This is a genomic window from Streptomyces sp. NPDC002144 (assembly GCF_053593695.1).
Window position 1 is genome coordinate 41,675 of the sequence record NZ_JBSFDB010000039.1, and the last position, 21,329, is coordinate 63,003.

Consider the following 21,329-nt stretch of genomic DNA (forward strand, 5'->3'; position numbering starts at 1 on the left):
TTTTCCCTGGTCAGGGGCGGCTTGGATGAGTGTAGTGGGCTGGTTGCCGGCCTGTGTTCTCTTTCCCGGGCCGCCCCTCGATCGTGTGCAGCCGACGCTGATAGTGGCAGCGGTCCGGGCAGCCTCCCGGCGTGATCGACGAGCGTGCAGTTGAGATCTGGAACGACGAACTCGAGGAACTGTTCCTGCGTACCGGCCACCGCTTCCAGCGTGTCGAGCCGCGCCGCAGAATGCGTGACTACATCCGCGGACTACTGGGCCCGGTCGGCCGCAAGAACGGCTGGCAGCTGGCCGAATACGCCGGACACCGCACCCCCGACCGCCTCCAGCGGCTCCTGAACGGTGCCCGCTGGGACGCCGACGAACTCCGCGACGACCTCCAGCACTACGTAGCCAAACGGCTCAGCGAGCCCGACGGGATCCTCGTCCTCGACGACACCGGCTTCCTCAAGAAGGGCACCACCTCGGCCGGCGTGCAGCGCCAGTACTCCGGCACCGCCGGCCGCACCCAGAACTGCCAGATCGGCGTGTTCGCCGCCTACGCCACCCCACGCGGACGCGCCCTGGTGGACAGGGAGTTGTATCTGCCCAAGTCCTGGACCAACGACCGCGACCGCTGCCGCGCCGCCCACATCCCAGACGAGCGGACCTTCGCTACCAAGCCCGACCTGGCCAAGACCATGGTGCTGCGGGCGATCGCCTCACCGCTGCCCATCGCCTGGGTGACCGCCGACGCCGCCTACGGCCAGGAGTGGCGGCTGCACCGCATGCTGGAGGAGACCGGCGTGGGCTATGTCCTGGCAGTCCCCAAGTCACAGTAGGTGCCGCACTTCGGACGTGTCGATCACCTCTTCTCCCAAGCGCCCACCGAAGCATGGGAGCAACGTTCGTGCGGTGACGGCGCGAAGGCCCGCGCGTCTACCACTGGGCCGCCCTGCAGATCACCTCCATCGAGGACTTCGATACTCCGGGGATGGGCGCTCGGTCGCAGGGAGGCGGTCGTGGTAGTCATGCCGGTAGGGATCCGTTCGCGATGGGGTGGGAGCGAACGGCGGGCAACAGGGTGGTCAGTCCGCCCACACCCTCGACGGTGAGATGCGGGCGCTGCTCCGTGGGCAGCGTGGCGAAGTGGTTCGCCGCGTGGATGCCGGTGGTTACGGCGATGCCGAGAGCGCCGGCCCGCCGGGCCATGGCCATCTCCAGTTCCGGGTCGTCTCCGACGACGGCGAGGTGTTGCGGGGCGACGCCCAGACGGCGCGCGGCGCAGCGCAGGGCGGTCAGCGAGGGCTTGCCCACGACCTGTTCGGTGACACCCGTGACACTGCTGATCATGGCGCAGATGGCCCGGGAGGTGCCCAGTGCCCGACCGTCGGCGCTGGCGAAGAACACCGACTGCGAACTGCTGTACAGGATGGCGCCGCCGAAGGCGGCATGACAGGCGGCTTCCAGGTCGTCCATGGTGAACTCGCGGTACCAGCCGACGAGTACGTCGTCGGCCTCCGGCTTGCCTTTGGCCTCGACGATCTCGATGCCCGCTTGGCGCAGCGGCTCCTTCAGGCCGTCGCCACCGAGCACCACCGCGCTGCGGTGCCCCCTGGCCAGGAAGTGGTCGACGGCGCTGGTCGCGGGGGTGAGCATGGCGTTGTCCGGCAGGTCGAACCCGATGCGGCGCAGCGTCTCGGCGTAGGCCGTGGGGGTGCGCGTGGTGCCGTTGATGAAGGTGACCCAGGGCAGGCCGCGGGCGGTGAGGACGGCGGTGACTTCCAGGGCCCCGGGGAGAGGGGTGAGCCCGTGGTTGCGTCGGTCGCCCAGGACGAGAGTGCCGTCCATGTCGAAGACGACGCCGCGGACCACTGCACTGGACCCGGTCGATGCTGGAGAACCCTGGCGAGTGGGTCGCACCCCACCTGAGCGCTCAGGTTCGAGGAGGCGATCCTTCCGCTGACCGGGGACCCGCCCCTTCGCCCGCCGCCGCGGCGAACTCCTTGGCATCCCGTCTGCGACGCCCCCTGCGCCCGCGCCGCCGCGTCGGCACACAGGACGTCGCTTTTCAGCCATGCCTCGACAGCGTCCCTGCACGGAAAGGTACTTCCGTCCACGGGCATGCACCTGACATCTTGCTTCCACCACTCGTTTCGTACGGCCCGGTCGGTGCCACCAGCACAGCCGAGCCGCCTACGGAGGACGCATTGATACCCCACAGATCCAGCCGACCGAGACGCACGCTGGTGCTGGCGGCCACGCTCGGCGCCGCCCTCGCGTTCGGCGCCCCGGGCGCCTTCGCGGGAACGCTCCCGGTCGTCCCCTCCACCGCGCCGGCCGCCAAGGCCCACGCGCCGGCCGCCAAGCCGGCTTCCCAGACTGCGGCCTGGGTGGCCGGCACGCGTGCCTACCTCGTGATCACCACCCCCGGTGACACTTCGGCGGTCCGCTCCGCGATCGCGGCCAACGGCGGCACCGTCTTCTCGAGCTTCGACGCCATCGGTGTGATCGTCGCCCACTCGGCGTCGAGCGGATTCGCCGCCACCATGCGCGGTGTCGCCGGCGTGCAGCAGGTCGGCGCCACGCGCACCTCGGATGTCCCGGCCGACGCCTACAGCCCGGCGCTCCCGGCCAATCCGGCCCAGTCCTCGACCCCGGCCGGAGAACCGGTCCGGGCCGACATGAGCCAGATCAAGGCCGACCAGGCATGGGCCGTGAACCCGGGCTCCGCCTCCGTCACGGTCGGCATCCTGGACACCGGTGTGGACGACCAGCACCAGGACCTGGCGCCCAACTTCGACGCGGCCGACTCGGTTTCCTGCGCCTATGGCAAGCCCGACACCCGTGCGGGCGCTTGGCGGGACGTCGACACGCACGGCACCCACGTGGCGGGCACCGTCGCCGCGGCCAAGAACGGCAAGGGCGTCGTCGGTGTGGCCCCCGGGGTGAAGATCGCCGCGGTGCGGGTTGCCGAGCCGGGCAACTCCTTCTTCTTCGCCGAGAACACCATCTGCGGCTTCGTCTGGGCCGGTGACCACGGCTTCAAGGTCACCAACAACAGCTATTACACGGACCCGTGGCAGTTCAACTGCCCGGACAACATCGACCAGGCCGCCATCATCGAGGGCGTCAAGCGCGCCCAGGAGTACGCCGAGAGCAAGGGCTCCCTCCAGATCGCCGCGGCGGGCAACGAGAACTACGACCTGGCCCACAAGACGACCGACTCCGCGAGCCCGAACGACTCGACGCCGGTCACCCGCACCATCACCAACGCCTGCCTCGACATCCCGACCGAGCTGCCGGGCGTGGTCACGGTCGCGGCCAACGGCACGGGCGTCACCAAGGCCTCGTTCTCCAACTACGGTCAGGGCGTCATCGACGTCGCGGCGCCGGGCAGCAACGTGTACTCCACCGTCCCCGGCGGCGGCTACGGCAGCAAGAGCGGCACCTCGATGGCCACCCCTCACGTGGTCGGCGTGGCGGCGCTCATCGCCAGCGCCAACCCGGGCATCACCCCGGCGCAGCTCCGCGCCAAGCTGGCCGAGCAGGCCAACGACATCGCCTGCCCCTCTGACAGCCGCTGCACGGGTACGACGGCCAACAACTCGTTCTTCGGCGAGGGGCAGGTCGACGCGCTCAAGGCCCTCGGGGCCACGCCGCCGCCCGGCAAGTACTTCGAGAACCTCGCGGACTTCGCCATCAACGACAACGCGACCGTGGAGAGCCCGATCGCCGTGACCGGTGTGACCGGCAACGCCCCGGCCACCCTCAAGGTGGGTGTGGACATCAAGCACACCTACATCGGTGACCTGAAGGTCGACCTGGTGGCGCCGGACGGCACCGTCTACACGCTGCACAACCACACCGGCGGCAGCGCCGACAACATCGCCCAGACCTACACCGTGAACGCCTCCTCGGAGGTCGCCAACGGCACCTGGAAGCTGCGCGTCAACGACAACGCCGCCTCCGACACAGGCAAGATCGACGCCTGGAACCTGACCTTCTAGCGCAGGGCTCTGCAACGCCCGCGTAGAGTACGGGCGAACTGCTGGGCGGCAGACGGAACATGGGCCTCGGCGGCGGTGTACGCCGCAGTCGGGGCCCCATGCCGGAGGCGTACAGGAAGGCCGCGGACGGCCTGGAGAGGCATTCAGCTGACGGACGCCTATGACAGTGGAGCCTGGTGCCTTCTGCCGTAGGCGTTCTTAGGCGGCCGAACTCGTCCAGGCAGAAGACGACTTCAGGCTCGCCGTCCTCGGCCATGACCTCGCCGTCGGGAAACGCGCAGAAGCGTTCGATGCGGGCCTTCTTGGCCGCGTATCCAGGATCGCGGGAGTCCTTCCAGGTCTTGAGGCGTTGATAGGACACGCCCTCCTCATGGAGGAGAAGGCGAAGGCCCTCGTGGCTGATGTCGTCGACCACCCCTCAGCGACCAGGAAGTCAACCGGTTTGGCCAGGGTGCAAGTCGAGAACGGCAGGCTGTGCTCACCCGGCTGAACTTGGCGATGTTATTGATCTCGGAGACGATCCGCGCTGGTGAATGGGCCTCGCCGCCGTCGGCGTCCGTCTCGCGTGACCTGATGTGCGTCAGTCCGGCAGCCAGTGCAGCTCGTGTGCCAGGGTTTTGGCGATGGTACGGATGCGGCGGTGCAGTGGTGACGGCACGCGCGGGAGGACCAGGTGGATCGTCACGGTGGGTGCGCCCCGCAGCGGTCGCCACGTGAGGCCGGCCGGTGATGTCGTGGCCGCGGCTTCACCGGCCGGGGCGAGGGTGAGCCCGTCGCGCAGGTCGCGCTGAGACAAGTCCAGCCCCAGACGCTGCCGGCTTCGACAAGGACCATCGCACCGGCGTGCGACACCACCGCCGAGCCCGCCGCATCGACCCGGACGCGCGGACAGAACCCGGTGAGCTGCTTCACCGAGAGAGTGCTCCTTGGCTCGACCGATTTGGACCCTCAGCAAGTCCGATCGTTCCAGCTCAGGAGCACTTTCTGCGTCTACGTCACCCTCTCGTGATCACCGCCCGTGAAAGGCCCGGGCTAGAGCCGGCCACCTCCGGGGAGGCGCTCGTAGGATCCGTGAGGGGCGGGTGCGTCGGTCGCCCAAGACGCGAGCATCCCCGGCAAATTCCTCACCGACTTCTCCGCGCTCCCCGCAGAGGCCTTCGGTGACCCCCGCGCCGTCGCCGACGCCATCATGAGCGTTGTTTGCCTGGACGAACCGCCTCTGCGCCTGGCCGTCGGCGCCGATGCCGTTCAGCACATCCGCGCCTCACTTCAGTCCCGACTGGAAGAGCTCAATCGCTGGGAGGCCCTCTCCCTCAAGGGTGAGGTGCGAACCGCCTGACCTCGGCGGAACCCGAGGGGCCTGGCTGCGGAAGCCGCCGCGGCCAGGACAACAAGGTACTCGGCACCTCCGCCCAGGCCTTGCGCGAAGACCCCATCCTCGACGAAGCGCACGCCAGCGAGGGAGACGCCCGCCGCCTCGCGGACCTCTTCGGCCTCACCGTCAACACCGCCAGCGCTACACCGCGACCGTGGGTCATGTCAGCCTCGCCAAGCACAACAAGAGGACCGGACAGGACACGACTCCGTGATCCTGCCCCCTTCAAGCGAATAGCAGGAGCACCGACGAAATTGCTGCTGACGCACCGAGGAAACGGGCGGCATCGTGATCACGGTTGCAGCTCAGATACCGGCGTCGGTGTGCAGCGACGTACTGGGCACCTCCGTCACCTGCGCGGTGGCCTGGTCCCACGACGCCGGCAACACGAGACGCGACTACGCGGCAGACATAGCCCGCAGGGAACGCTGATCACCCCATCTACCTGCAGTCGGCCATTGCTTCGGTTCCCGGCGCTGCTACGGCCCGGCTGGGGACCGGAACTCAGGCGGTGTCTGCGTGCCGCGTCGCACGCTTCTGAGTCCGGCCCGCGCTGTCAGGGCTGGGGCTGGAGGTCGATGACGACCTTGCTGCGGACGTGCCGGGCCGCCTGGAGCTCGACGGCCGCGCGGATGTCCTCGACGGGTAGGTCGCTGCGAGGGATACACGCAGGCGGCCTGCCGCGACAAGGCGCGCGATGTTCTCAAGGGCGCCCGGCGCGGCGTTGGCGCCGATGGCACCGGGAACGCCGTCGAGCTGGGCCGCGATGGTGCAGATCCGGTCGTCCGGGACTCCCGCTCGCGTGCGACGTGCACCGTGTCCGTGCCGTGCAGGTCCAGGGCTGCGGTGACGGCGCCGCACCGAGGTCGCGGACCCTGTCGTCCAGGCCCTCGCCGTACGCGACCGGCTCGGCGCCGAGGCTTCGCAAGTACTCCGCTGACGACGGCGAGCCGGTCCCGATGACGCGCGCGCCTGCGATCCGTGCCAGCTGGACTGCGAACATGCCGACTCCGCCACCGGCACCGCCGACCAGCACTGTGTCGTCTGGACCGACGTCAAGGACGTTGAGAGCGGCGGACGAGGTGCGGCCCGCCATCGCAAGCGTGGCGGCGGTGCGGTCGTCGACGCCGTCCGGGGTGTGATGGGCGATGCCGCTGGCGATGTTCCCGATTCGCGTCGAGGACGACGTGGTCGGCGACCGCCCGGGACAGGACCGTCCCGAACAAGAGAATGTTCGGATTCCCTGGCCTGGAGTCATACCTCCTCGCCGTCGCGGTCTGACAGGGAGCCGTACTGGCTGCGCAGGCGGGCCTTGAGGATCTTGCCGGTGGCGTTGCGGGGCAGGGCGTCGACGAGGACGACCGACTTGGGGAGCTTGTACTTGGCGAGTCGGCCGGACAGGGAGTCCATGATGTCGTCGGGCGACACCTCGGCGCCCGCGCGGGGCACGACCAGCGCTCTGCCCACTTCGCCCCATCGTTCGTCGGGTACGCCGATCACCGCGCATTCGGCGACCGCGGGATGCTGGTAGAGGAGTTGTTCGACCTCGGCCGGATAGACGTTCTCCCCGCCGGAGATGTACATGTCCTTGATTCGGTCGACGATCGTGACGTACCCCTCCTCGTCGACGGTGGCCGCGTCTCCGGAGCGGAACCAACTTCCTTCCAGGAAGGCGTCCTTGGTCGCTTCGGGCCACTGCCAGTAGCCCTTCATCACGTTGAGGCCCTCGATGATCACCTCGCCGACCTCGCCCGGTGCGACATCGGTGAGGTCGGGCCGCACCACGCGTACGTCGGTGAAGAAGCAGGGTGTGCCGGCCGAGCCGGCCTTGCGGATGCTGTCCTGTGCGCGCAGGCCCAACGCGGCGGGGGCGGTCTCGGTCAGGCCGTATGCCTGGAGGAAGGTCAGGCCGCGATCCTGATATGCGTGGATGAGGGCCTTGGGTACGGGTGCCGCCGCGCACTGCAGGATCCGGATCGACGACAGGTCGGCCGTCGCCCACCGCGACGACCGGGCCATGGCCTGGTACATCGCGGGCACGCCGAACATCCTCGTCACCCGGTGCTCGGCGATGACGTCGAGCACCCGGTCCGGATCGAAGCCGCGCATCAGCACCGACATCCCTCCTTTGAGGAAGCCCGGCAGGAAGACGGCGTTGAGGGCGGCGGTGTGGAACATCGGTGCCACCACCAGAGCCACGTCGTCGGAGGCGATGTCCACGTCCAGCAGCATGTTGAAGCAGTTCCAGGCGATGTTGGCGTGGGTGAGCATGACGCCCTTGGGACGGCCGCTGGTGCCCGAGGTGTACTGGATCATGCACACCTCATCGAGGCCGACCGTCTCGTCCAGGGGGTTGTCCGGCGCGCTCGCGAGCAGCTCCTCGTACGCCTTCCCCACCTCGACGTAGTGCTTCACCTCGACGTCGTCCCTGAACGCGTCGACGATGTCGGTGAGTTCGGCCGCGAACACCAGCACCGACGCTCCCGAATCGCCCAGGATGAAGGCCAACTCGGGTGCCGCGAGGCGGGTGTTGAGCGGGACGCAGACGGCGCCCAGCGCGTTCGCGGCGAACAGGGTCTCCGCCAGGGCCGGATGGTTCGCGCCGAGGTAGGCCACCCGGTCGCCGTGCCCGACCCCCAGGGCACGCAGGGCGTGAGCGAGCCGCGTCACGCGCGCGGCCAGCTCTCCGTAGGACAGGGATCCACCGTCGTGCACGACGGCGGTGGCCTCCGGTGCCATGCGGGCACGCCGCGCGGGCCACGAGCCGAGCCCTTGATTGCGCATGGTGCGTCTCTCTTCTCTCAGAGTTCTCAGAGCCAGTCGGGCCAGGCGTAGTCGGCCGAGTCGTCGTGGTCCCGGCGGGACGGCAAAGGGGCGAGCCGCCCCCGGGAGAAGACCAGCGGTGCGGCGCCGGTCTTCTCCACCCCGAGTTCCCGGACGCGGCCGAGGACGAAGTAGTGGTCGCCGAGGGTCCACACGTCGGCGATGTCGCAGTCGACCCAGGCGGCGACGCCCGCCAGGACGGGGCTGCCCGAGGCCGCGCCGCGCCACGGGTGGCGGTCGAAGACGTCGGGTGCCTTGGCGCTGACATCCCGGCACAGGCCCTCCTGGCCGGCGGCCAGCACGTTCACGCAGAAGGCGCCGCCGGCCATGATCCTTGGCCAGGTCGTGGAGGAGCGGCCAGGGAAGAACGCGACGAGCGGAGGGTCCAGGGACACCGAGGTGAACGAGCCGATCACCATGCCGACCGGGGTGCCCTCGGGTTCCTTCGCGGTGACCACCGTGACACCCGTCGGGTAGTGGCCGAGCACGTGCCGGAACCGGCCGGGGTCGTCCGCCGGGCCGCCGCCGGGCGCCGTCGCGGCGGGCGTCGGGCGGTTCACGCCGAGTTCTCCACGCCGAGCAGAGAACGGGCGTACGCCGTAGCCCACGAGCCGTGCTGCGCATTGATGTGGGTCTTGTACGTGGCGACGTCGCGCAGGTACCGCTGCATGCGCTGGCCGTTCGCCAGCGCGCTGGAGCCACTGGCCGAGGCCAGCATCTCGACGGCCTGGCAGGCGAGTTGGCCGGACTGCCGGGCCGTGAGGGAGAGAGCCTGGTCGTCCAGTTCGGAGAAGGGCTCGCCCCCTGCCAGGCCCCGGGCGGCGTACGCGGAGTAGTCGTCCGCGACCGACAGGATGATCCGCTGCGCGCTGTCGGCCAGGGCCGTGGCCAGGCCGAGGTTGCGCTGGTGTTCCGGATCGTGGCTGCGCGGCTTGAAGGGCGGCAGCAGGCTGTTCTTGGAGGTGATGATCCGCCGGTACTCGTCGACCGCGGCCCAGGCTGTGCCCGCCACGATCGAACACAGCTGGATGTTGAAGAACGACATCAGCCGGCCCGCGTACATCGGGTTGCCGTGCAGTTCCACACCCGGCCCGTCGGTGGCGTCGTTCGCCGCGAAATGGGTCCTGGACACGTACTCGTACGGTACGAGGACGTCCTCGGCCACGACGCTGTTGGAGCCGCTGCCGCGGAAGCCCAGGATCTCGCCCCAGTTGTCGAGCATCCGCCAGCCGGAGGGCACGAGCACCATGCCCGGCGTGGGGATGCCGCCCTCTTCGTCGATGATGAGCACGCCACCCAGGAAGTGCGTGGAGACGTTGACTCCGGAGGAGTAGTCCCAGCGGCCGTTGACCAGGTACCCGTCAGGGGTCCTCGTCGCGGTGGCGCTCGGGGCGATCGGCAGTGGGGCCCGGAAGTCACCGTCCGGCCCGAACACCTCGCGCTGGGTGCTCTCGGGGAAGCGGCCGGCCACCACCAGGCTGTGGGAGGCGGCCAGACACAGGTTCCAGCCGCTGGACGGGCAGCCGCGGGCCACCTCGGTGACCATCCGGGAGTAGGTGCGCAGATCGAACTCGTAGCCGCCGAAGCGGCGAGGCTGGAGGGACCGGTAGAAACCCGCCTCCAGGAACGCCTTGTGCGTGTCCTCGGAGATACCGGTCCGCTGTTCGGTCTCGTCCTGGTGATCACGTAGCCAGGCCCTCATGCCGGCGGCCCGGCGCACCAGTTCCTCCGGTGTCAGGTCCGGCTCCGGCTGCGGAATCTCGATGATCTTCTCGGCTGCCTCGGTTGTCTCGGACAATTCGCACCCCATCCGCTGCTGTTCTGGGTCGGCCTGAAGGGAGTGTTGGCAGCGCGGCGAAGGACCGTCCAATGCCGGTAACCGGGGGCTTGATGAGTGTCGTGCATCACAGCAGGTCGGAGGGGGTGACGGGAATGCCGCACATTTCTGACTGGTGACGTGCGGGGAAGCGCGCGGTAACGTGGCGCGGACCACAACGCCGTGGACCTCGCCTTTCTGGAGGGCTGAGTGGAACTCCGGAGCCTGCGCCATTTCTCGGCGCTCGCCGAGACTTTGAACTACCGGGTCGCCGCCGAGCGTCTGCACCTCACCCAGCCTGCGCTGACGCGCTCGATCGCCGCCCTCGAGCGTGAGCTGGGCGTCCAGCTGTTCGACCGCGACAAACGGCATGTGGCGCTCACCGCCGACGGCGCGGAACTGCTCGAACGGGCGTCTGAGGTGCTGGCAGATGCCGACCAACTCGCCGCCGCCGCAGGCGCCATCAGGGCCAGGCGACGGGACGAGGTGCGGATCGCGCTCTACGGGGTGGCTCTCGCGGAGCTGACGCATCCCGTCATCGAGGCGTTCTGCGAGCGGTATCCGCGAGCCACGATCCGGGTGCACGAAGTGGACTTCCACCAGGGGCTCGCCCCGCTGCTGGCCGACGAGTACGACGTGGCGCTGTTGCCCCTGAACATCGACATGCCGGGCCTGACACGCGTACCGATCTTCACCGAGCCCCTTTCCCTCGCGCTGTGGAAGGGGCATCCGCTGGCTGGGGCAGCCGCGGTAGACGTGACCGAGGTCTTCGATCAGCCCTGGGTCACCCCCGCGCCGGGCCTCGACTTCTGGGTGGGCGGACGAAACGGGGACGACGACGCCCCGACGGTCGGCTTCCACGCCCGCTCGGCCCTGGACGTGTCCTTGAAGATCGCCTACCAGCACATGGTGGGACTGATGCCGCTGTCGGCCACCCGTATGTTCCCGCACCCGGGGGTGGAGAACGTCGCTCCTAAGGAGCCCCTCGGCTTGGTGGCCGCCGTCGTGTTTCCGGAGGCCAGTCACTCGCCCGCCGCCCCGGCGTTCGCCGAGCTCGCACGCCGGGTGGCCCGACGCGCGACCGGCGTTCCGTACGCCGAGATCTCCCGGTAGGAGGGGTCAGCCGCCGTACCGGGGCTCGCCCGCCCAGGCCGCGTGCGGGATGGCCCGCAGGTCGTCTGCGGACGCCTCGCGAGGGTTGCCGTATGGTGCCGTGACTGCGACCTTGACGGCGCGGTCGATGTCGGCGGTGGTCAGGTCCAGGTTGGTGAGCGATCGCGGGGTGCCCGGCCGTTCGCCCAGTTCGTGCAACTCCCGTACCGGATCCGGGACATCGAGCGCCCGGCGCAGCGCCGCCAGTGCCTCGGGAACCGCCGGCGCGTTGAAGGCCGGTACATGGGGCAGGACGACGGCGTGTGTCTCGGCGTGCGGCAGGTCGAAGGTGCCGCCGAGCAGATGGCAGAGGTTGTGGTGCAGCCCCATGGTGGTGGCGCCGAGACAGGCACCGCTCAGCCGCGCCCGGTACAGCGCGCGGCTGCGCGCGTCATGCGACGATCGCGGCGGAGGTGTAGCGCTGGTTGAGTTCCACGCCGTGGGCGTTGAACTCGTATGCCTTGAAGGCGATCGCCTCCCGCAGCCGCGCCCGCTGCTCCTCGGCCTCAGTGGTGGCGTCCTTGCGGGCGGCGATGTTGGCCCACAGCTGCTCGGGGGTCTGCGGCGCCAGGCCGCCGAGCGCCTCGAAGACGGGTGCCGTCTCACCGATGGACTGGTTGGCCCGGGTGACGACCTGCTTGCCGACCGGTGCGCGTTCGGCACTGTGGGTGTCCAGCGGGGACGGGGACGCGGTGCCGTCCAGGACGAGCTTCAGCTTCCACGCCAGGTTGTAGGAGTCCTGGATGGAGGTGTTGGAGCCCAGCCCGTTGGACGGTGGGTACCGGTGGCAGGCGTCGCCCGCGCAGAACACCCGGCCGCTGGAGTACGTCTCGGCGTACATCTCGTTGACCGTCCACGCGGAGGACGACTGGGAATGGCTGCCATTGGAGCAAGGGCACAACATCCGCGAGGAACTCTGTGCGAGGCCACCGATGTCACATCCACTCGGCGCGCCAACCATGAGAGCGACCGGGACCGATGACCCGCAGATGCGCCGGGAAATGTGGATCTCCATCGCGAAAGGGCTGGTGAATGCCATGTCACAGGGTGCCATGCATCCGGAAGGGGACGCGTCCGCCGCGGAGTTCGGCGCGGCCGTCAAAGAGTTCACATCCGCCCTTGGAGAGGACGCCGTACTGACAGACGCGGCCTCGCTGCGCGAGTTCGGTGATCCTTATGCCCCTCCGGCGTGGGCGAATCCGCGGCCCGCGTTGGCGGTACAACCGGCCTCGCTCGAGGAGGTCCAGGCCGTCGTCCGGATTGCCAACGAGCACCGGCTGGCCCTGTGGACGGTGTCGCGGGGCAAGAACAACGGCTACGGAGGCTCGGCGGTCGCCCATCCCGGGTCGGTCCTGGTGCACCTGGGCCGCATGAACAAGGTGGCCGAGGTGAACGAGGAACTGGCGTACGCCGTCGTCGAGCCGGGCGTCTCGTTCTACGACCTGTACGAGGAACTCGGCAGGCACGGCCATCGCCTGTGGGCGGCGGTGCCGGACCTCGGCTGGGGCAGCGTCCTGGGCAATGCCGTCGACCACGGGATCGGGTACGCCCCCAACGGCGACCGTGCGGAGAGCGTCTGTGGCATGGAGGTCGTGCTCGCCGACGGAACGATCGTGCGGACCGGCATGGGCGCCATGGAGGGCAGCCCGAGCCGGCATCTGTCCAAGCGCGGTTTCGGGCCCACGTTCGACGGCCTGTTCATGCAGTCGAACTTCGCCATCGTCACCAAGGTCGGCATCTGGCTGATGCCCAGGCCGCAGGTCTACTCCTCCTGTCTCGTCTCTGTCATCGACGATGGTGATCTTGAGGCTCTCGTGGACACACTCCGGCCGCTGGTGCTCGATGGGACGATCACCGGTCAGCCGGGCATCTTCTCACCGCTGCCCCGTGCCGGCTGGGTATCGGGCCCATGGACGCTCCGTTTCGGGCTCTACGGCCGCGAAGCTGAAGTCGACCTAAAGATCGCGACGATCCGGGACGCCTTCGCGGCGATCGACGGCGCGACGGTGTCCGAGAACCGGTACCACGGTCAGCCGCCGCAGGAGGCATCGCAGACCGACAAGGTGCACGCCGGGGTGCCCAACCAGGACATGATCGACGAGATCGGCCTGGACGACCCGAACCTCCCGCTGGGGCACACCGTCTTCTCCTCGATCGTCCCGAACACCGGCGCCCACGCCCGGGCGATCACCGAACTCTTCCGCAGGCACATGCGTCGGACGGGGTTGCCGGGAGGGCAGTCGCTCGTGGTCAACGGCCGGTACATCACGAACCTGGGCCTCATCCCCTTCCCCCGCGACGATCGCGGAGCCGCCGAGGCGGTCTTCGAGACCTACCGCACGATGGTGCACGAGGCTACGGCACTCGGGTACGGCGAGTACCGGACACACGTCTCGACGATGGACATGGTCGCCGAGCAGTTCGGGTTCAACGACCACGCGCTGCTGCGGACGACCGAGAAGATCAAGGACGCGCTGGATCCGAACGGCATCCTGTCGCCGGGCAAGTCCGGAATCTGGCCCAGCCGCCTTCGTGGCGAGCGGGGGATGTGATGCACGGCTCGTCGCCGCTGGCATCGAACGCTTCGCAGACGGCTCAGGGAGAGTGCAAATGAGAAAGCTGAACGGCAGGATCGCCGTGGTCACCGGCGCCGGAAGCGGCATCGGACGCGGACTGGCTCTCGGGTTCGCGGGCGAGGGCATGAAGGTCGTCCTCGCCGACATCGACGAACCCGGCATGGAGGAGACCAGGCGGCTGATCGCCGCCGCCGGCGGTGAGGCGAGTGTCCACCGGACCGACGTCCGTGACGAGTCCGCGGTTCAGGCGCTGGCCAGGCACACGATCGACACCTACGGTGCCGTTCACCTGGTGTGCAACAACGCCGGCGTGGAGTGGGGGACTGTGTTCCTGGAGGCCCCGATCGAGGGCTGGAAGTGGGTGATGGACGTCAACTTCTGGGGCACCCTGCACGGCTGCCGCGTCTTCCTCCCCTTGCTCGCCGAGCAGGAGGAGGCACACCTGATCAACGTCGCCTCCTCCGCGGCGCTGAACGCCGTCATGCCCACGTTCGCTCCCTATTCGGTGTCCAAATTCGCCGTGCTGTCGCTCAGCGAGTACCTGGCCGCCGAGCTGAGACTCCAGGGATCGAAGGTCGGGATGTCCCTTCTCGTGCCGGGGTTCGTCAAGAGCGAGTTGCCCTGGGCGCAGCGCCATGCCCCCGCCGACGTTCCCGACACCGAGACCAACCCCCTCCGGGCCGCGGTGCAAAAGTCGGTACGGAGTTTCATGGCCGGCGCCAAGGAGCCGAGTGAAGTCGCCGAACAGGTCATCCAAGCCGTCCGGGAAGACCGGTTCTTCATTCTCACCCATCCCGACGAGCAGCTCGATTTTCTCCGCCAGCGTCTGCACTGGATGCAGACCAACGAACCCCCGGAGATCCCCGGAGCCTAGCCCCGGTTTCCTGCATGCCGAGCCCGTCAGGTGACCACGGAGCCACCTTCCCTCGGGGGATGCGTCAGCCATCCGAGACGGGACGCGCTGTTGTCCCCGTCGGAGCGCAATGAGCTCAGGATCGACTCCAGCTGCAGTGCCGCCAGGAGTTCGAAGCGGGCGTCGGGGTCGTCGAGGTCGAGGCCGAGATTCTCCCGGATCTGGTCCAGCCGGTAGCGCAGCGTGTTGGGATGGATGAACAGCGCCCGGGCGGTGAAGGCAGCCCGGCGCTCGTTAACGAGGTAGGCGCGCAGGGTATTGACCAGATCGGACTTCAGGCGCCGGTCGGCGTCCAGCAGGCGTCCCAGCGTCCGCTCGACGGCCTCCCGTTCGGCACCGGAGCCCACGATGTACGCCGCGATCTGGAACACTCCGAGCTCCTGGGCGACCATCACCCGCGACGTGCCGGGAGTGTGCCGTGCCACGTGCATCGCGAACATGCTCTCTCGCAGCGCGTCCCGATAGGCCTCGGGCGTATGGCAGACCCTGCTGATCCCGGCGAAGTGCCCGGACGGTACGGCCGCGTCCAGCAGCCGCGACACTTCGCCGCGCAGATCCTCGCCGGTGCCGTCCGCGGCCATCGGCCACAGGATGATGACGCATCCCCGGAAGGTGCTCAGTAGGCTTTGCGGCGACAGGGCGCGGAGCCCGCCGGCTACACGGTCGAGCATCGAGCGTTCGGCGGGGGTGTCGCCTCCCAACGCCACCAGGGCGTGCGGGGCCTTGAGATCGATCCCCAGCAACCTGGCCCGCTCCGTGGCGGATTCCAGCTGGTCGCTGAGGCCGCTGACGAGTGTTTCGAGGAAACGGCCGTTCATGCGGAGCTCCAGGTCGAACTCCGTCCGCCTGGCGGCGATCGAGACGCCGAGCAGGTCGGCGAGGCGTCCCAGGACCGTCCCGTGCGAGCCGCCACGCGCCGCCGCGCGCAGCGCGAGCCGGCTATGGGGAACGGGGTGGCACGTGTCGTCGTCGGCGGTGTGCCCGGCCGGCGACGAGGCGGCGGCAGGGCTGGCGGGACCCGAAGACACGAATTCCGCCCGGACCTCGGTGCCGAGCGCGACGCCGGCCTGTCGCGCCACTTCGTCGATGCCCGATCCGGTCGCTACGGCCTGTATCGCGCCGTCCAGCAGAGCGGCGTCGCGCCGGAGATTCTCGAGCTCACCAACCACGGGCGCGAACGCGCCGACCATCCGCGCGAGCTCAGCGAGCAACGCGACGTGCGCGGTGGTGAACATGCCGGGTGTGCGGCTCAGCACGAACATCCGCGCCGTCGTGGCGCCCTCACTGATCGGCGCGACAAGGCTGTCGGCCATCCTCTCGGTCATCGCGTCGTGGGCGGATTCGGCAAAGCTCTGTGGATCCACCAAACCGACGGAGGCGCGTACGCACGGTATGCCGTCGGCGGTCTCCGCCCAGACGGCGGCGTCGGCGTCCACCAGGCTGCGCGCCGCGTACACCGCGCGCATGCACAGCTCGGTGCGGGATCGCGCACCAGGAAGGTCCCGTACCGCGGTGAGCAGCCCAACGAGGTCGGTATCTGGGCGGTCGGTCGGCTCCGAGGTGCCACCGGCGCCAGAGGCCTGGTCGAGGACGAGAGCGGGCAACGCCGTGTCGGGAATGTCGAGTCCGTTCGTTCTGTTGCGATTTGCCATGTCGCCTCCGCTGCCGAGTCACCGGTGCGCTGTATGCGGAAGGGGTGCTTTCAGGCGCCGCTCGGCAGGCCGCCGGTGTACGCCATCTGCGGGATGGCCCGCAGGTCGTCTGCGGACGCCTCGCGAGGGTTGCCGTATGGTGCCGTGACTGCGACCTTGACGGCGCGGTCGATGTCGGCGGTGGTCAGGTCCAGGTCGGTGAGCGATCGCGGGGTGCCCGGCCGTTCGCCCAGCTCGTGCAACTCCCGTACCGGATCCGGGACATCGAGCGCCCGGCGCAGCGCCGCCAGTGCCTCGGGAACCGCCGGCGCGTTGAAGGCCGGTACATGGGGCAGGACGACGGCGTGTGTCTCGGCGTGCGGCAGGTCGAAGGTGCCGCCGAGCACATGGCAGAGGTTGTGGTGCAGCCCCATGGTGGTGGCGCCGAAACAGGCACCGCACAGCCGCGCCCGGTACAGCGCGCGGCTGCGCGCGTCATGCCCCGAGGGGTCGGCGACGATCTCGGGAAGGCCGCGGCCATCGCCCGCACACCCTCCTCCGCCATGAGGGAGACGATCGGAGTGGAGTCCGGGGCGTACAGAGCCTCGACGGCGTGCGCGATCGCGTTCATGCCGCTCGTCGCGGACCCCACGGGCGGCATGGTGAGCGTGAGCAGCGGGTCGTACACGACGCTGCGCGGCAACACCTTCGGGTCGCGCCCGGTGCGTTTGACCGCGCCCTCCGTCAGGCCCCAGACGGGTGTCATCGGGGCTCTCCTTCGTGGATACCCCCGGCTTGAGCCGGGGGAGGAAGCGAAGATCCTGCGGAGCAGGGCAGGAGAAGTCGGTTCGCCGCCGGGGCGGACCGGCGTTCGCCGGCAGCCGGCCGACCACCATGTCTCACACGGGAGCTGATAGGGTGTGAGGTATGGCGGAGCAGGTCAAGCGGGCGTTCAAGTACCGCTTTTACCCCACGGACGAGCAGGTGGCGGAGCTGTCGCGCACGTTCGGCTGCGTCCGCCTGGTGTACAACAAGGCGCTGGAGGAGCGCACCCGGGCCTGGTACGGCGAGCAGCGCCGGATCTCCTACGTGCAGTCCTCCGCCGCCCTGACCGAGTGGAAGAAGACCGAGGAACTCGCCTTCCTGGCCGAGGTGTCCTCCGTCCCGCTGCAGCAGGCGCTGCGGCATCTGCAGACGGCGTTCGCCCACTTCTTCGCCAAGCGCGCGAAGTACCCGCGCTACAAGAGCCGGAAGAAGTCCCGCGCCTCGGCCGAGTACACCCGCAGCGCCTTCACCTGGCGCGAGGGGCGACTGACGCTGGCCAAGATGACCGAACCGCTGGACATCCGCTGGTCGCGTCCACTGCCCGAAGGTGTCAAGCCCACGACGGTGACCGTGTCCCGGGATGCGGCGGGCCGCTGGTTCGTGTCCCTGCTCGTCGAGGACACCATCACGCCCGCGCCGGCCACCACCGCGGTGGTCGGCCTGGACGCCGGGATCACCTCGCTGGTGACCCTGTCCACCGGGGAGAAGATCGCCAACCCCCGGCACGAGCGGCGGGATCGCGCCCGTCTGGCCAGGGCGCAGCGGGAGCTGGCGCGCAAGGCGAAGGGCTCGGCGAACCGGGCCAAGGCCCGGCGCAAGGTCGCCAAGGTGCATGCGCGGATCGCCGACCGGCGCCGGGACTTCCTGCACAAGCTGTCGACTCGACTCGTCCGCGAGAACCAAGTGGTCGTGATCGAGGACCTCACCGTCCGCAATCTGCTGAAGAACGGCACGCTCGCGCGGGCCATCTCGGATGCGGCCTGGACGGACCTGCGCATGATGCTGGAGTACAAGTGCGCCTGGTACGGGCGCGACCTCGTCGTGATCGACCGCTTCTTCCCCTCCAGCAAGCTGTGCGGGGGCTGCGGCACGGTCGCGGCGAAGATGCCGCTGAACGTGCGCGAGTGGACGTGCGAGCACTGCGGCGCGGTGCATGACCGCGACGTGAACGCGGCACGCAACATCCTGGCCGCCGGGCTGGCGGCAGCAGCCTGTGGAGACGGTGTAAGACCTCAACGGGAGTCCTCCCGGACGGGGCGGTCGTCGGTGAAGCAGGAACCCCAGCGGGCGACCGCTGGAATCCCCCGCCTTTAGGCAGGGGAGGATGTCAACTCCGATCCGGCGTACGTCGTCGGGACGGCGACGATCGGCAGGCCGGTCCTGAGCGCCACGGCCTTGGCCAGGCCGGTCACGGAACCGCCGCCGACCGCCACGCAGCCGTCGGCCCGGGCTTCGCGAGCCGCTTCGACGGCCAGGTCGGCGACCTCCACCGGGACGTGCGTCACCGCCCCCGCGTGAAGCCCGGCGCAGGCGTCGCCGAGAGACGCGGCGACGGCACGGGCCCTGTCCCAGCCATGGTCGTCGCACAGCACGAGGACGCGGCCGAGGCCGAGAAGCGCGACCTCGTCGGGCACCGCGTCCGGGACGGCACCCGACCGGAACAGGACGCGCATCGGCTGGGCCTGGTAGGTGAAGTCCAGGGCGCGTTCCCTCACGCGATCACCGGTTGCAGCACGATGTCGAAGCGCGCCCGGCGGAAGGGGTTGGCCAGGCCCAACTCCGCGGCCTCCTCGGGTGAGTCCACCTCGACGAACTCCTCGACCAGGCTCTCCCGCACGGCGAAGACCGCGTCCGACTCCAGATAGTCGCTGCCCGCCACGAAGATGTGCGTCGTCACCGGGCTGTACCCCTCGGCGCCCACGATGAAGTGGACATGGGCCGGACGGTAGGGGTGACGGCCGGTCGCCTCCAGCAGCGAGCCGACCGGCCCGTCCGTCGGCATCGGATACGGGCTCGGAACGTACGAGCGGAACCAGAACCGCCCCTCCGCGTCCGCCGTGAACAGCCCGCGCCCATTGCCCGGCGGCTGCTTCTCCGGCTGCTGGACGTCGTAGAAGCCCTGGTCGTCGGCCTGCCACACGTCCAGCGTCGCGCCGGGCAGCGGGGTGCCGTCGACGGAGACGACCCGTCCGCTGATCACACACGGCTCACCGCCGCCGACCAGGTCGATGTTCGCCCCGAGTTCACGGTCCGGGGACTCGGTCATGTGGAAGGGGCCGAGCACCGTCGAGTCGGTCGCGGCGGCGGCCTTGTGGTCGTTGGTCGTCTCGACGAGCATCGACACACCCAGGACGTCCGACAGCAGGATGAACTCCTGCCGGGTGTCGTCGCACATGTGCCCGGTTGCGGTCAGGAAGTCGATCGCCCGCTCCCACTCGGCCTGGGTCGGCTCGATGTCCCGTACGAAAGCGTGCAGGTGACGCGTCAGGGAGACCAGCACCTCGCGCAATCGGGGATCGGAGGTGTGGGCGAAGCTTTCCAGCACCGCCGTCGTCGTGGTCGCCGCGCTCGTCGTGGTCTTCGTGGTGAGGTCCATGCCCCGCTCAGCCCCGCCCCAGGATCTGCCGCGGGGTGGCCTGGGCGATCACACCCTCTTCGACACCCAGGTCACGCAGCACTTCCATGGTCCGCTGGTTGGTGATGTGCGCCCGGGGTGTGTCCGCGAGGCGTGAGTAGCTGGTGACCATGACGTTCGGCACGCCATAGGTGCTCAGCGCCAGTGCGGCGCTCGCTCCCGCGGGCCCGCTTCCCACGATGAGCACATCGGTCTCGACGCTCGGCACGGTGGTCACGCTGGTCATCGGGACGTTTACTCCCCATCCGCCAGTCGTTTGTCCAGCCAGGTCATCAGTGCCTCGGCCACGTCGTCGGAGTTCTTCTCGCCCATGGGCATGTGACCGTTGCCCGTGAACCCCAGGTCCGCCAGGCGCAGCAACTCGGCGTCGGCACCGGCCTGGACGAGGTAGTCGGCGATACCGTGCTGGAACGCTGCGAACGGCGAGGTGTCGGCCGCGACCACGGCGATCGGGAAGCCCCGGAGCCCCGGCAGGGACCGCACGGGGCCTGACTTCTCGTCCTGGACGAGACAGTCCTGCAGCCCGTCGCCCCCCGCCTCGCGCAGCCGAAGGTGCAGCTCCTCCGGGGTCCGTACCGGCGGCTCGTAAGTGATCGGGGCCGCGGTGAGCCCCCACTCCAACTTTCCGAGGCCGGGCAGTTCGGTGAACGGCGGCCCCATCGGCTCGACGGCGACAACGGCCTTCACCAGCCCGGGCCGGGCATCGGCGACCAGCCAGCCGAACGGTCCCCCCATGGAGTGGGTGATCAGCACGGCCGGTCCGATACGGTCCAGCAACTCGCCCCCGCAGCGCCGCATCTGCTCCTCGTTCTCGGCGAAGGTGGGCAGCGTCGGGCCCTGGCTCGCCATCAACTGGTCCAGCGCGGAGTCGTCGCCGATCTCGCCGCTGCCGGGCCACTGGCTACCGGGTCGTCCCGCCCCGTCGCAGAACAGCCAGCGAATGAACTCGTACGTCGGCGCCGCGCCCTCGATGGGCCCGAGGACATCGGGGTGGTACGGGGAGCGCCCGTGACCTGGACGGTCGACCACGTACACGGCGTAACCGGCCTCGAGGAACCGGGTGGCCCAGCCGGGACGCCCGTCCGGCGTCGACAGGTAGTCCGTGCCCTGGCCGCCGCCCCCGTGGACCATCACCACGGGCAGCGGATGCCGGAGATCGGCCGGGATCTGGTACTGGACGTACATCGCGGCCTGGGCGGCGGTCCCGGCCTCGGTCGGCTTGCGCCCGACACCGATCCAGAACGCGCCTTGCTCGCTGATCGTCAACGGCGAGGCGGCACGGGCCGGCTCGGTGGTTCCGGGGAGTGGGGGGATGGTCATCGTCGAACCTCCGTCACGGCGTCTTCGCCCATCCCCAGCACTATTGATGACCGGCTCCCGGCCGGTCCAATGCCGATTGGGGACGCCATGATGCATGGCGCTCATCAGCACCTCCGAGGGCGGCTGCTTCACCGGGAAGGTGCGCGTGGCGGCGAGGGTGACCAGGGCGTCGGTGCAGAACGCGGCCTCCAGCTGCTCGACGACCGGCAGTGTGTACTGCGGGTCGCGGTCGGAGAGGCCGGTCAGGCGGAAGCTGCCGGTGCCGACCTAATCG

Annotated in this window: 16 protein-coding genes and 6 pseudogenes; 8 read left to right on the forward strand and 14 right to left on the reverse strand. The window is 69.4% G+C overall.

The window, feature by feature from the left end:
• Positions 1-155: 155 nt before the first annotated feature.
• Positions 156-797 (forward strand): annotated as a pseudogene (locus ACWCQ1_RS39485) (IS701 family transposase); the annotation flags it as partial.
• 211 nt (positions 798-1,008) lie between these two features.
• Here ACWCQ1_RS39485 and ACWCQ1_RS39490 read toward each other — a convergent pair.
• A complete protein-coding gene (locus ACWCQ1_RS39490) occupies positions 1,009-1,902 on the reverse strand; it encodes an HAD-IIA family hydrolase (RefSeq protein ID WP_451028547.1) in 894 nt (297 codons plus the stop codon).
• Positions 1,903-2,228: 326 nt separating this feature from the next.
• Here ACWCQ1_RS39490 and ACWCQ1_RS39495 point away from each other — a divergent pair, with 326 nt between their 5' ends.
• Entirely contained in the window at positions 2,229-3,989 is a 1,761-nt protein-coding gene (locus tag ACWCQ1_RS39495; protein WP_451028568.1) for a S8 family peptidase, read from the forward strand.
• 199 nt (positions 3,990-4,188) lie between these two features.
• Here ACWCQ1_RS39495 and ACWCQ1_RS39500 read toward each other — a convergent pair.
• Together ACWCQ1_RS39500 and ACWCQ1_RS39505 are read right to left on the reverse strand one after the other, a co-directional pair.
• Positions 4,189-4,460, reverse strand: a pseudogene (locus ACWCQ1_RS39500) (IS630 family transposase); the annotation flags it as partial.
• A 109-nt stretch (positions 4,461-4,569) separates the two neighbouring features.
• Positions 4,570-4,785, reverse strand: a complete 216-nt coding sequence (locus ACWCQ1_RS39505) for a hypothetical protein (RefSeq protein ID WP_451028548.1) — start codon at positions 4,783-4,785, stop codon at positions 4,570-4,572.
• Between the two features lie 867 nt (positions 4,786-5,652).
• Here ACWCQ1_RS39505 and ACWCQ1_RS39510 point away from each other — a divergent pair.
• Complete coding sequence (locus tag ACWCQ1_RS39510; RefSeq protein ID WP_165955185.1) at positions 5,653-5,796, forward strand: hypothetical protein; 144 nt, start codon at positions 5,653-5,655, stop codon at positions 5,794-5,796.
• Positions 5,797-6,618: 822 nt separating this feature from the next.
• Here ACWCQ1_RS39510 and ACWCQ1_RS39515 read toward each other — a convergent pair.
• From ACWCQ1_RS39515 to ACWCQ1_RS39525, 3 genes are read right to left on the reverse strand one after another with little or no spacing between them, the layout of a single operon-like run.
• Positions 6,619-8,148, reverse strand: a complete 1,530-nt coding sequence (locus ACWCQ1_RS39515) for an acyl-CoA synthetase (RefSeq protein WP_451028549.1) — start codon at positions 8,146-8,148, stop codon at positions 6,619-6,621.
• A gap of 26 nt (positions 8,149-8,174) precedes the next feature.
• Complete coding sequence (locus tag ACWCQ1_RS39520; protein ID WP_133049589.1) at positions 8,175-8,747, reverse strand: flavin reductase family protein; 573 nt, start codon at positions 8,745-8,747, stop codon at positions 8,175-8,177.
• Positions 8,744-9,985, reverse strand: a complete 1,242-nt coding sequence (locus ACWCQ1_RS39525) for an acyl-CoA dehydrogenase family protein (RefSeq protein WP_451028550.1) — start codon at positions 9,983-9,985, stop codon at positions 8,744-8,746. The genes ACWCQ1_RS39520 and ACWCQ1_RS39525 overlap by 4 nt, the downstream gene beginning before the upstream one ends.
• A 228-nt stretch (positions 9,986-10,213) precedes the next feature.
• On the opposite strand from ACWCQ1_RS39525, the gene ACWCQ1_RS39530 reads away from it, so the two are divergent.
• Positions 10,214-11,116 (forward strand): LysR family transcriptional regulator, encoded by a 903-nt coding sequence (locus ACWCQ1_RS39530; RefSeq protein WP_133049591.1) that lies wholly within the window; start codon positions 10,214-10,216, stop codon positions 11,114-11,116.
• Between the two features lie 6 nt (positions 11,117-11,122).
• On the opposite strand, the gene ACWCQ1_RS39535 is transcribed toward ACWCQ1_RS39530, so the two are convergent.
• Positions 11,123-11,665, reverse strand: a complete 543-nt coding sequence (locus ACWCQ1_RS39535) for a hypothetical protein (RefSeq protein WP_451028569.1) — start codon at positions 11,663-11,665, stop codon at positions 11,123-11,125.
• Positions 11,553-12,026 (reverse strand): annotated as a pseudogene (locus tag ACWCQ1_RS39540) (FAD-dependent monooxygenase); the annotation flags it as partial. The gene ACWCQ1_RS39535 and the pseudogene ACWCQ1_RS39540, both read right to left, overlap by 113 nt.
• Before the next feature lie 181 nt (positions 12,027-12,207).
• Here ACWCQ1_RS39540 and ACWCQ1_RS39545 point away from each other — a divergent pair.
• Complete coding sequence (locus tag ACWCQ1_RS39545; protein ID WP_451028551.1) at positions 12,208-13,707, forward strand: FAD-binding oxidoreductase; 1,500 nt, start codon at positions 12,208-12,210, stop codon at positions 13,705-13,707.
• Between the two features lie 58 nt (positions 13,708-13,765).
• Entirely contained in the window at positions 13,766-14,605 is an 840-nt protein-coding gene (locus tag ACWCQ1_RS39550; protein ID WP_451028552.1) for an SDR family NAD(P)-dependent oxidoreductase, read from the forward strand.
• 26 nt (positions 14,606-14,631) lie between these two features.
• On the opposite strand, the gene ACWCQ1_RS39555 is transcribed toward ACWCQ1_RS39550, so the two are convergent.
• Both ACWCQ1_RS39555 and ACWCQ1_RS39560 read right to left on the reverse strand, forming a co-directional pair.
• Positions 14,632-16,110: a PucR family transcriptional regulator gene (locus ACWCQ1_RS39555; RefSeq protein ID WP_451028553.1), complete on the reverse strand. Its 1,479-nt coding sequence runs from the start codon at positions 16,108-16,110 to the stop codon at positions 14,632-14,634.
• Between the two features lie 236 nt (positions 16,111-16,346).
• Positions 16,347-17,041, reverse strand: a pseudogene (locus ACWCQ1_RS39560) (maleylacetate reductase); the annotation flags it as partial.
• Positions 17,042-17,202: 161 nt separating this feature from the next.
• Between ACWCQ1_RS39560 and ACWCQ1_RS39565 the strand changes: the two are divergent.
• Positions 17,203-18,414, forward strand: coding sequence for an RNA-guided endonuclease InsQ/TnpB family protein (locus tag ACWCQ1_RS39565; protein ID WP_451028554.1), 1,212 nt, complete (start codon positions 17,203-17,205; stop codon positions 18,412-18,414).
• An 11-nt stretch (positions 18,415-18,425) separates the two neighbouring features.
• Here the strand turns inward: ACWCQ1_RS39565 and ACWCQ1_RS39570 are convergent.
• The 4 genes and pseudogenes from ACWCQ1_RS39570 to ACWCQ1_RS39585 all read right to left on the reverse strand — a co-directional run.
• A pseudogene (locus ACWCQ1_RS39570) lies at positions 18,426-18,773 on the reverse strand (iron-containing alcohol dehydrogenase); the annotation flags it as partial.
• Between the two features lie 38 nt (positions 18,774-18,811).
• Positions 18,812-19,696, reverse strand: a complete 885-nt coding sequence (locus ACWCQ1_RS39575; RefSeq protein WP_451028555.1) for an intradiol ring-cleavage dioxygenase — start codon at positions 19,694-19,696, stop codon at positions 18,812-18,814.
• Positions 19,697-19,712: 16 nt separating this feature from the next.
• Positions 19,713-19,961 (reverse strand): annotated as a pseudogene (locus tag ACWCQ1_RS39580) (FAD-dependent monooxygenase); the annotation flags it as partial.
• A gap of 8 nt (positions 19,962-19,969) precedes the next feature.
• Positions 19,970-21,055 (reverse strand): alpha/beta hydrolase, encoded by a 1,086-nt coding sequence (locus ACWCQ1_RS39585; protein ID WP_451028556.1) that lies wholly within the window; start codon positions 21,053-21,055, stop codon positions 19,970-19,972.
• A 94-nt stretch (positions 21,056-21,149) separates the two neighbouring features.
• On the opposite strand from ACWCQ1_RS39585, the gene ACWCQ1_RS39590 reads away from it, so the two are divergent.
• Positions 21,150-21,326: a hypothetical protein gene (locus ACWCQ1_RS39590; RefSeq protein ID WP_451028557.1), complete on the forward strand. Its 177-nt coding sequence runs from the start codon at positions 21,150-21,152 to the stop codon at positions 21,324-21,326.
• Positions 21,327-21,329: the final 3 nt, after the last annotated feature.

What these genes read in the sequence shown, in the direction of transcription:
- ACWCQ1_RS39545 (WP_451028551.1), top strand. Translation starts at nt 12,208, where the DNA reads ATGCATCCGGAAGGGGACGCGTCCGCCGCGGAGTTCGGCGCGGCCGTC.
- ACWCQ1_RS39585 (WP_451028556.1), bottom strand. Translation starts at nt 21,055, where the DNA reads ATGACCATCCCCCCACTCCCCGGAACCACCGAGCCGGCCCGTGCCGCC.
- ACWCQ1_RS39590 (WP_451028557.1), top strand. Translation starts at nt 21,150, where the DNA reads ATGGCGCTCATCAGCACCTCCGAGGGCGGCTGCTTCACCGGGAAGGTG.
- ACWCQ1_RS39515 (WP_451028549.1), bottom strand. Translation starts at nt 8,148, where the DNA reads ATGCGCAATCAAGGGCTCGGCTCGTGGCCCGCGCGGCGTGCCCGCATG.
- ACWCQ1_RS39565 (WP_451028554.1), top strand. Translation starts at nt 17,203, where the DNA reads ATGGCGGAGCAGGTCAAGCGGGCGTTCAAGTACCGCTTTTACCCCACG.
- ACWCQ1_RS39555 (WP_451028553.1), bottom strand. Translation starts at nt 16,110, where the DNA reads ATGCGCGCGGTGTACGCGGCGCGCAGCCTGGTGGACGCCGACGCCGCC.
- ACWCQ1_RS39550 (WP_451028552.1), top strand. Translation starts at nt 13,766, where the DNA reads ATGAGAAAGCTGAACGGCAGGATCGCCGTGGTCACCGGCGCCGGAAGC.
- ACWCQ1_RS39575 (WP_451028555.1), bottom strand. Translation starts at nt 19,696, where the DNA reads ATGGACCTCACCACGAAGACCACGACGAGCGCGGCGACCACGACGACG.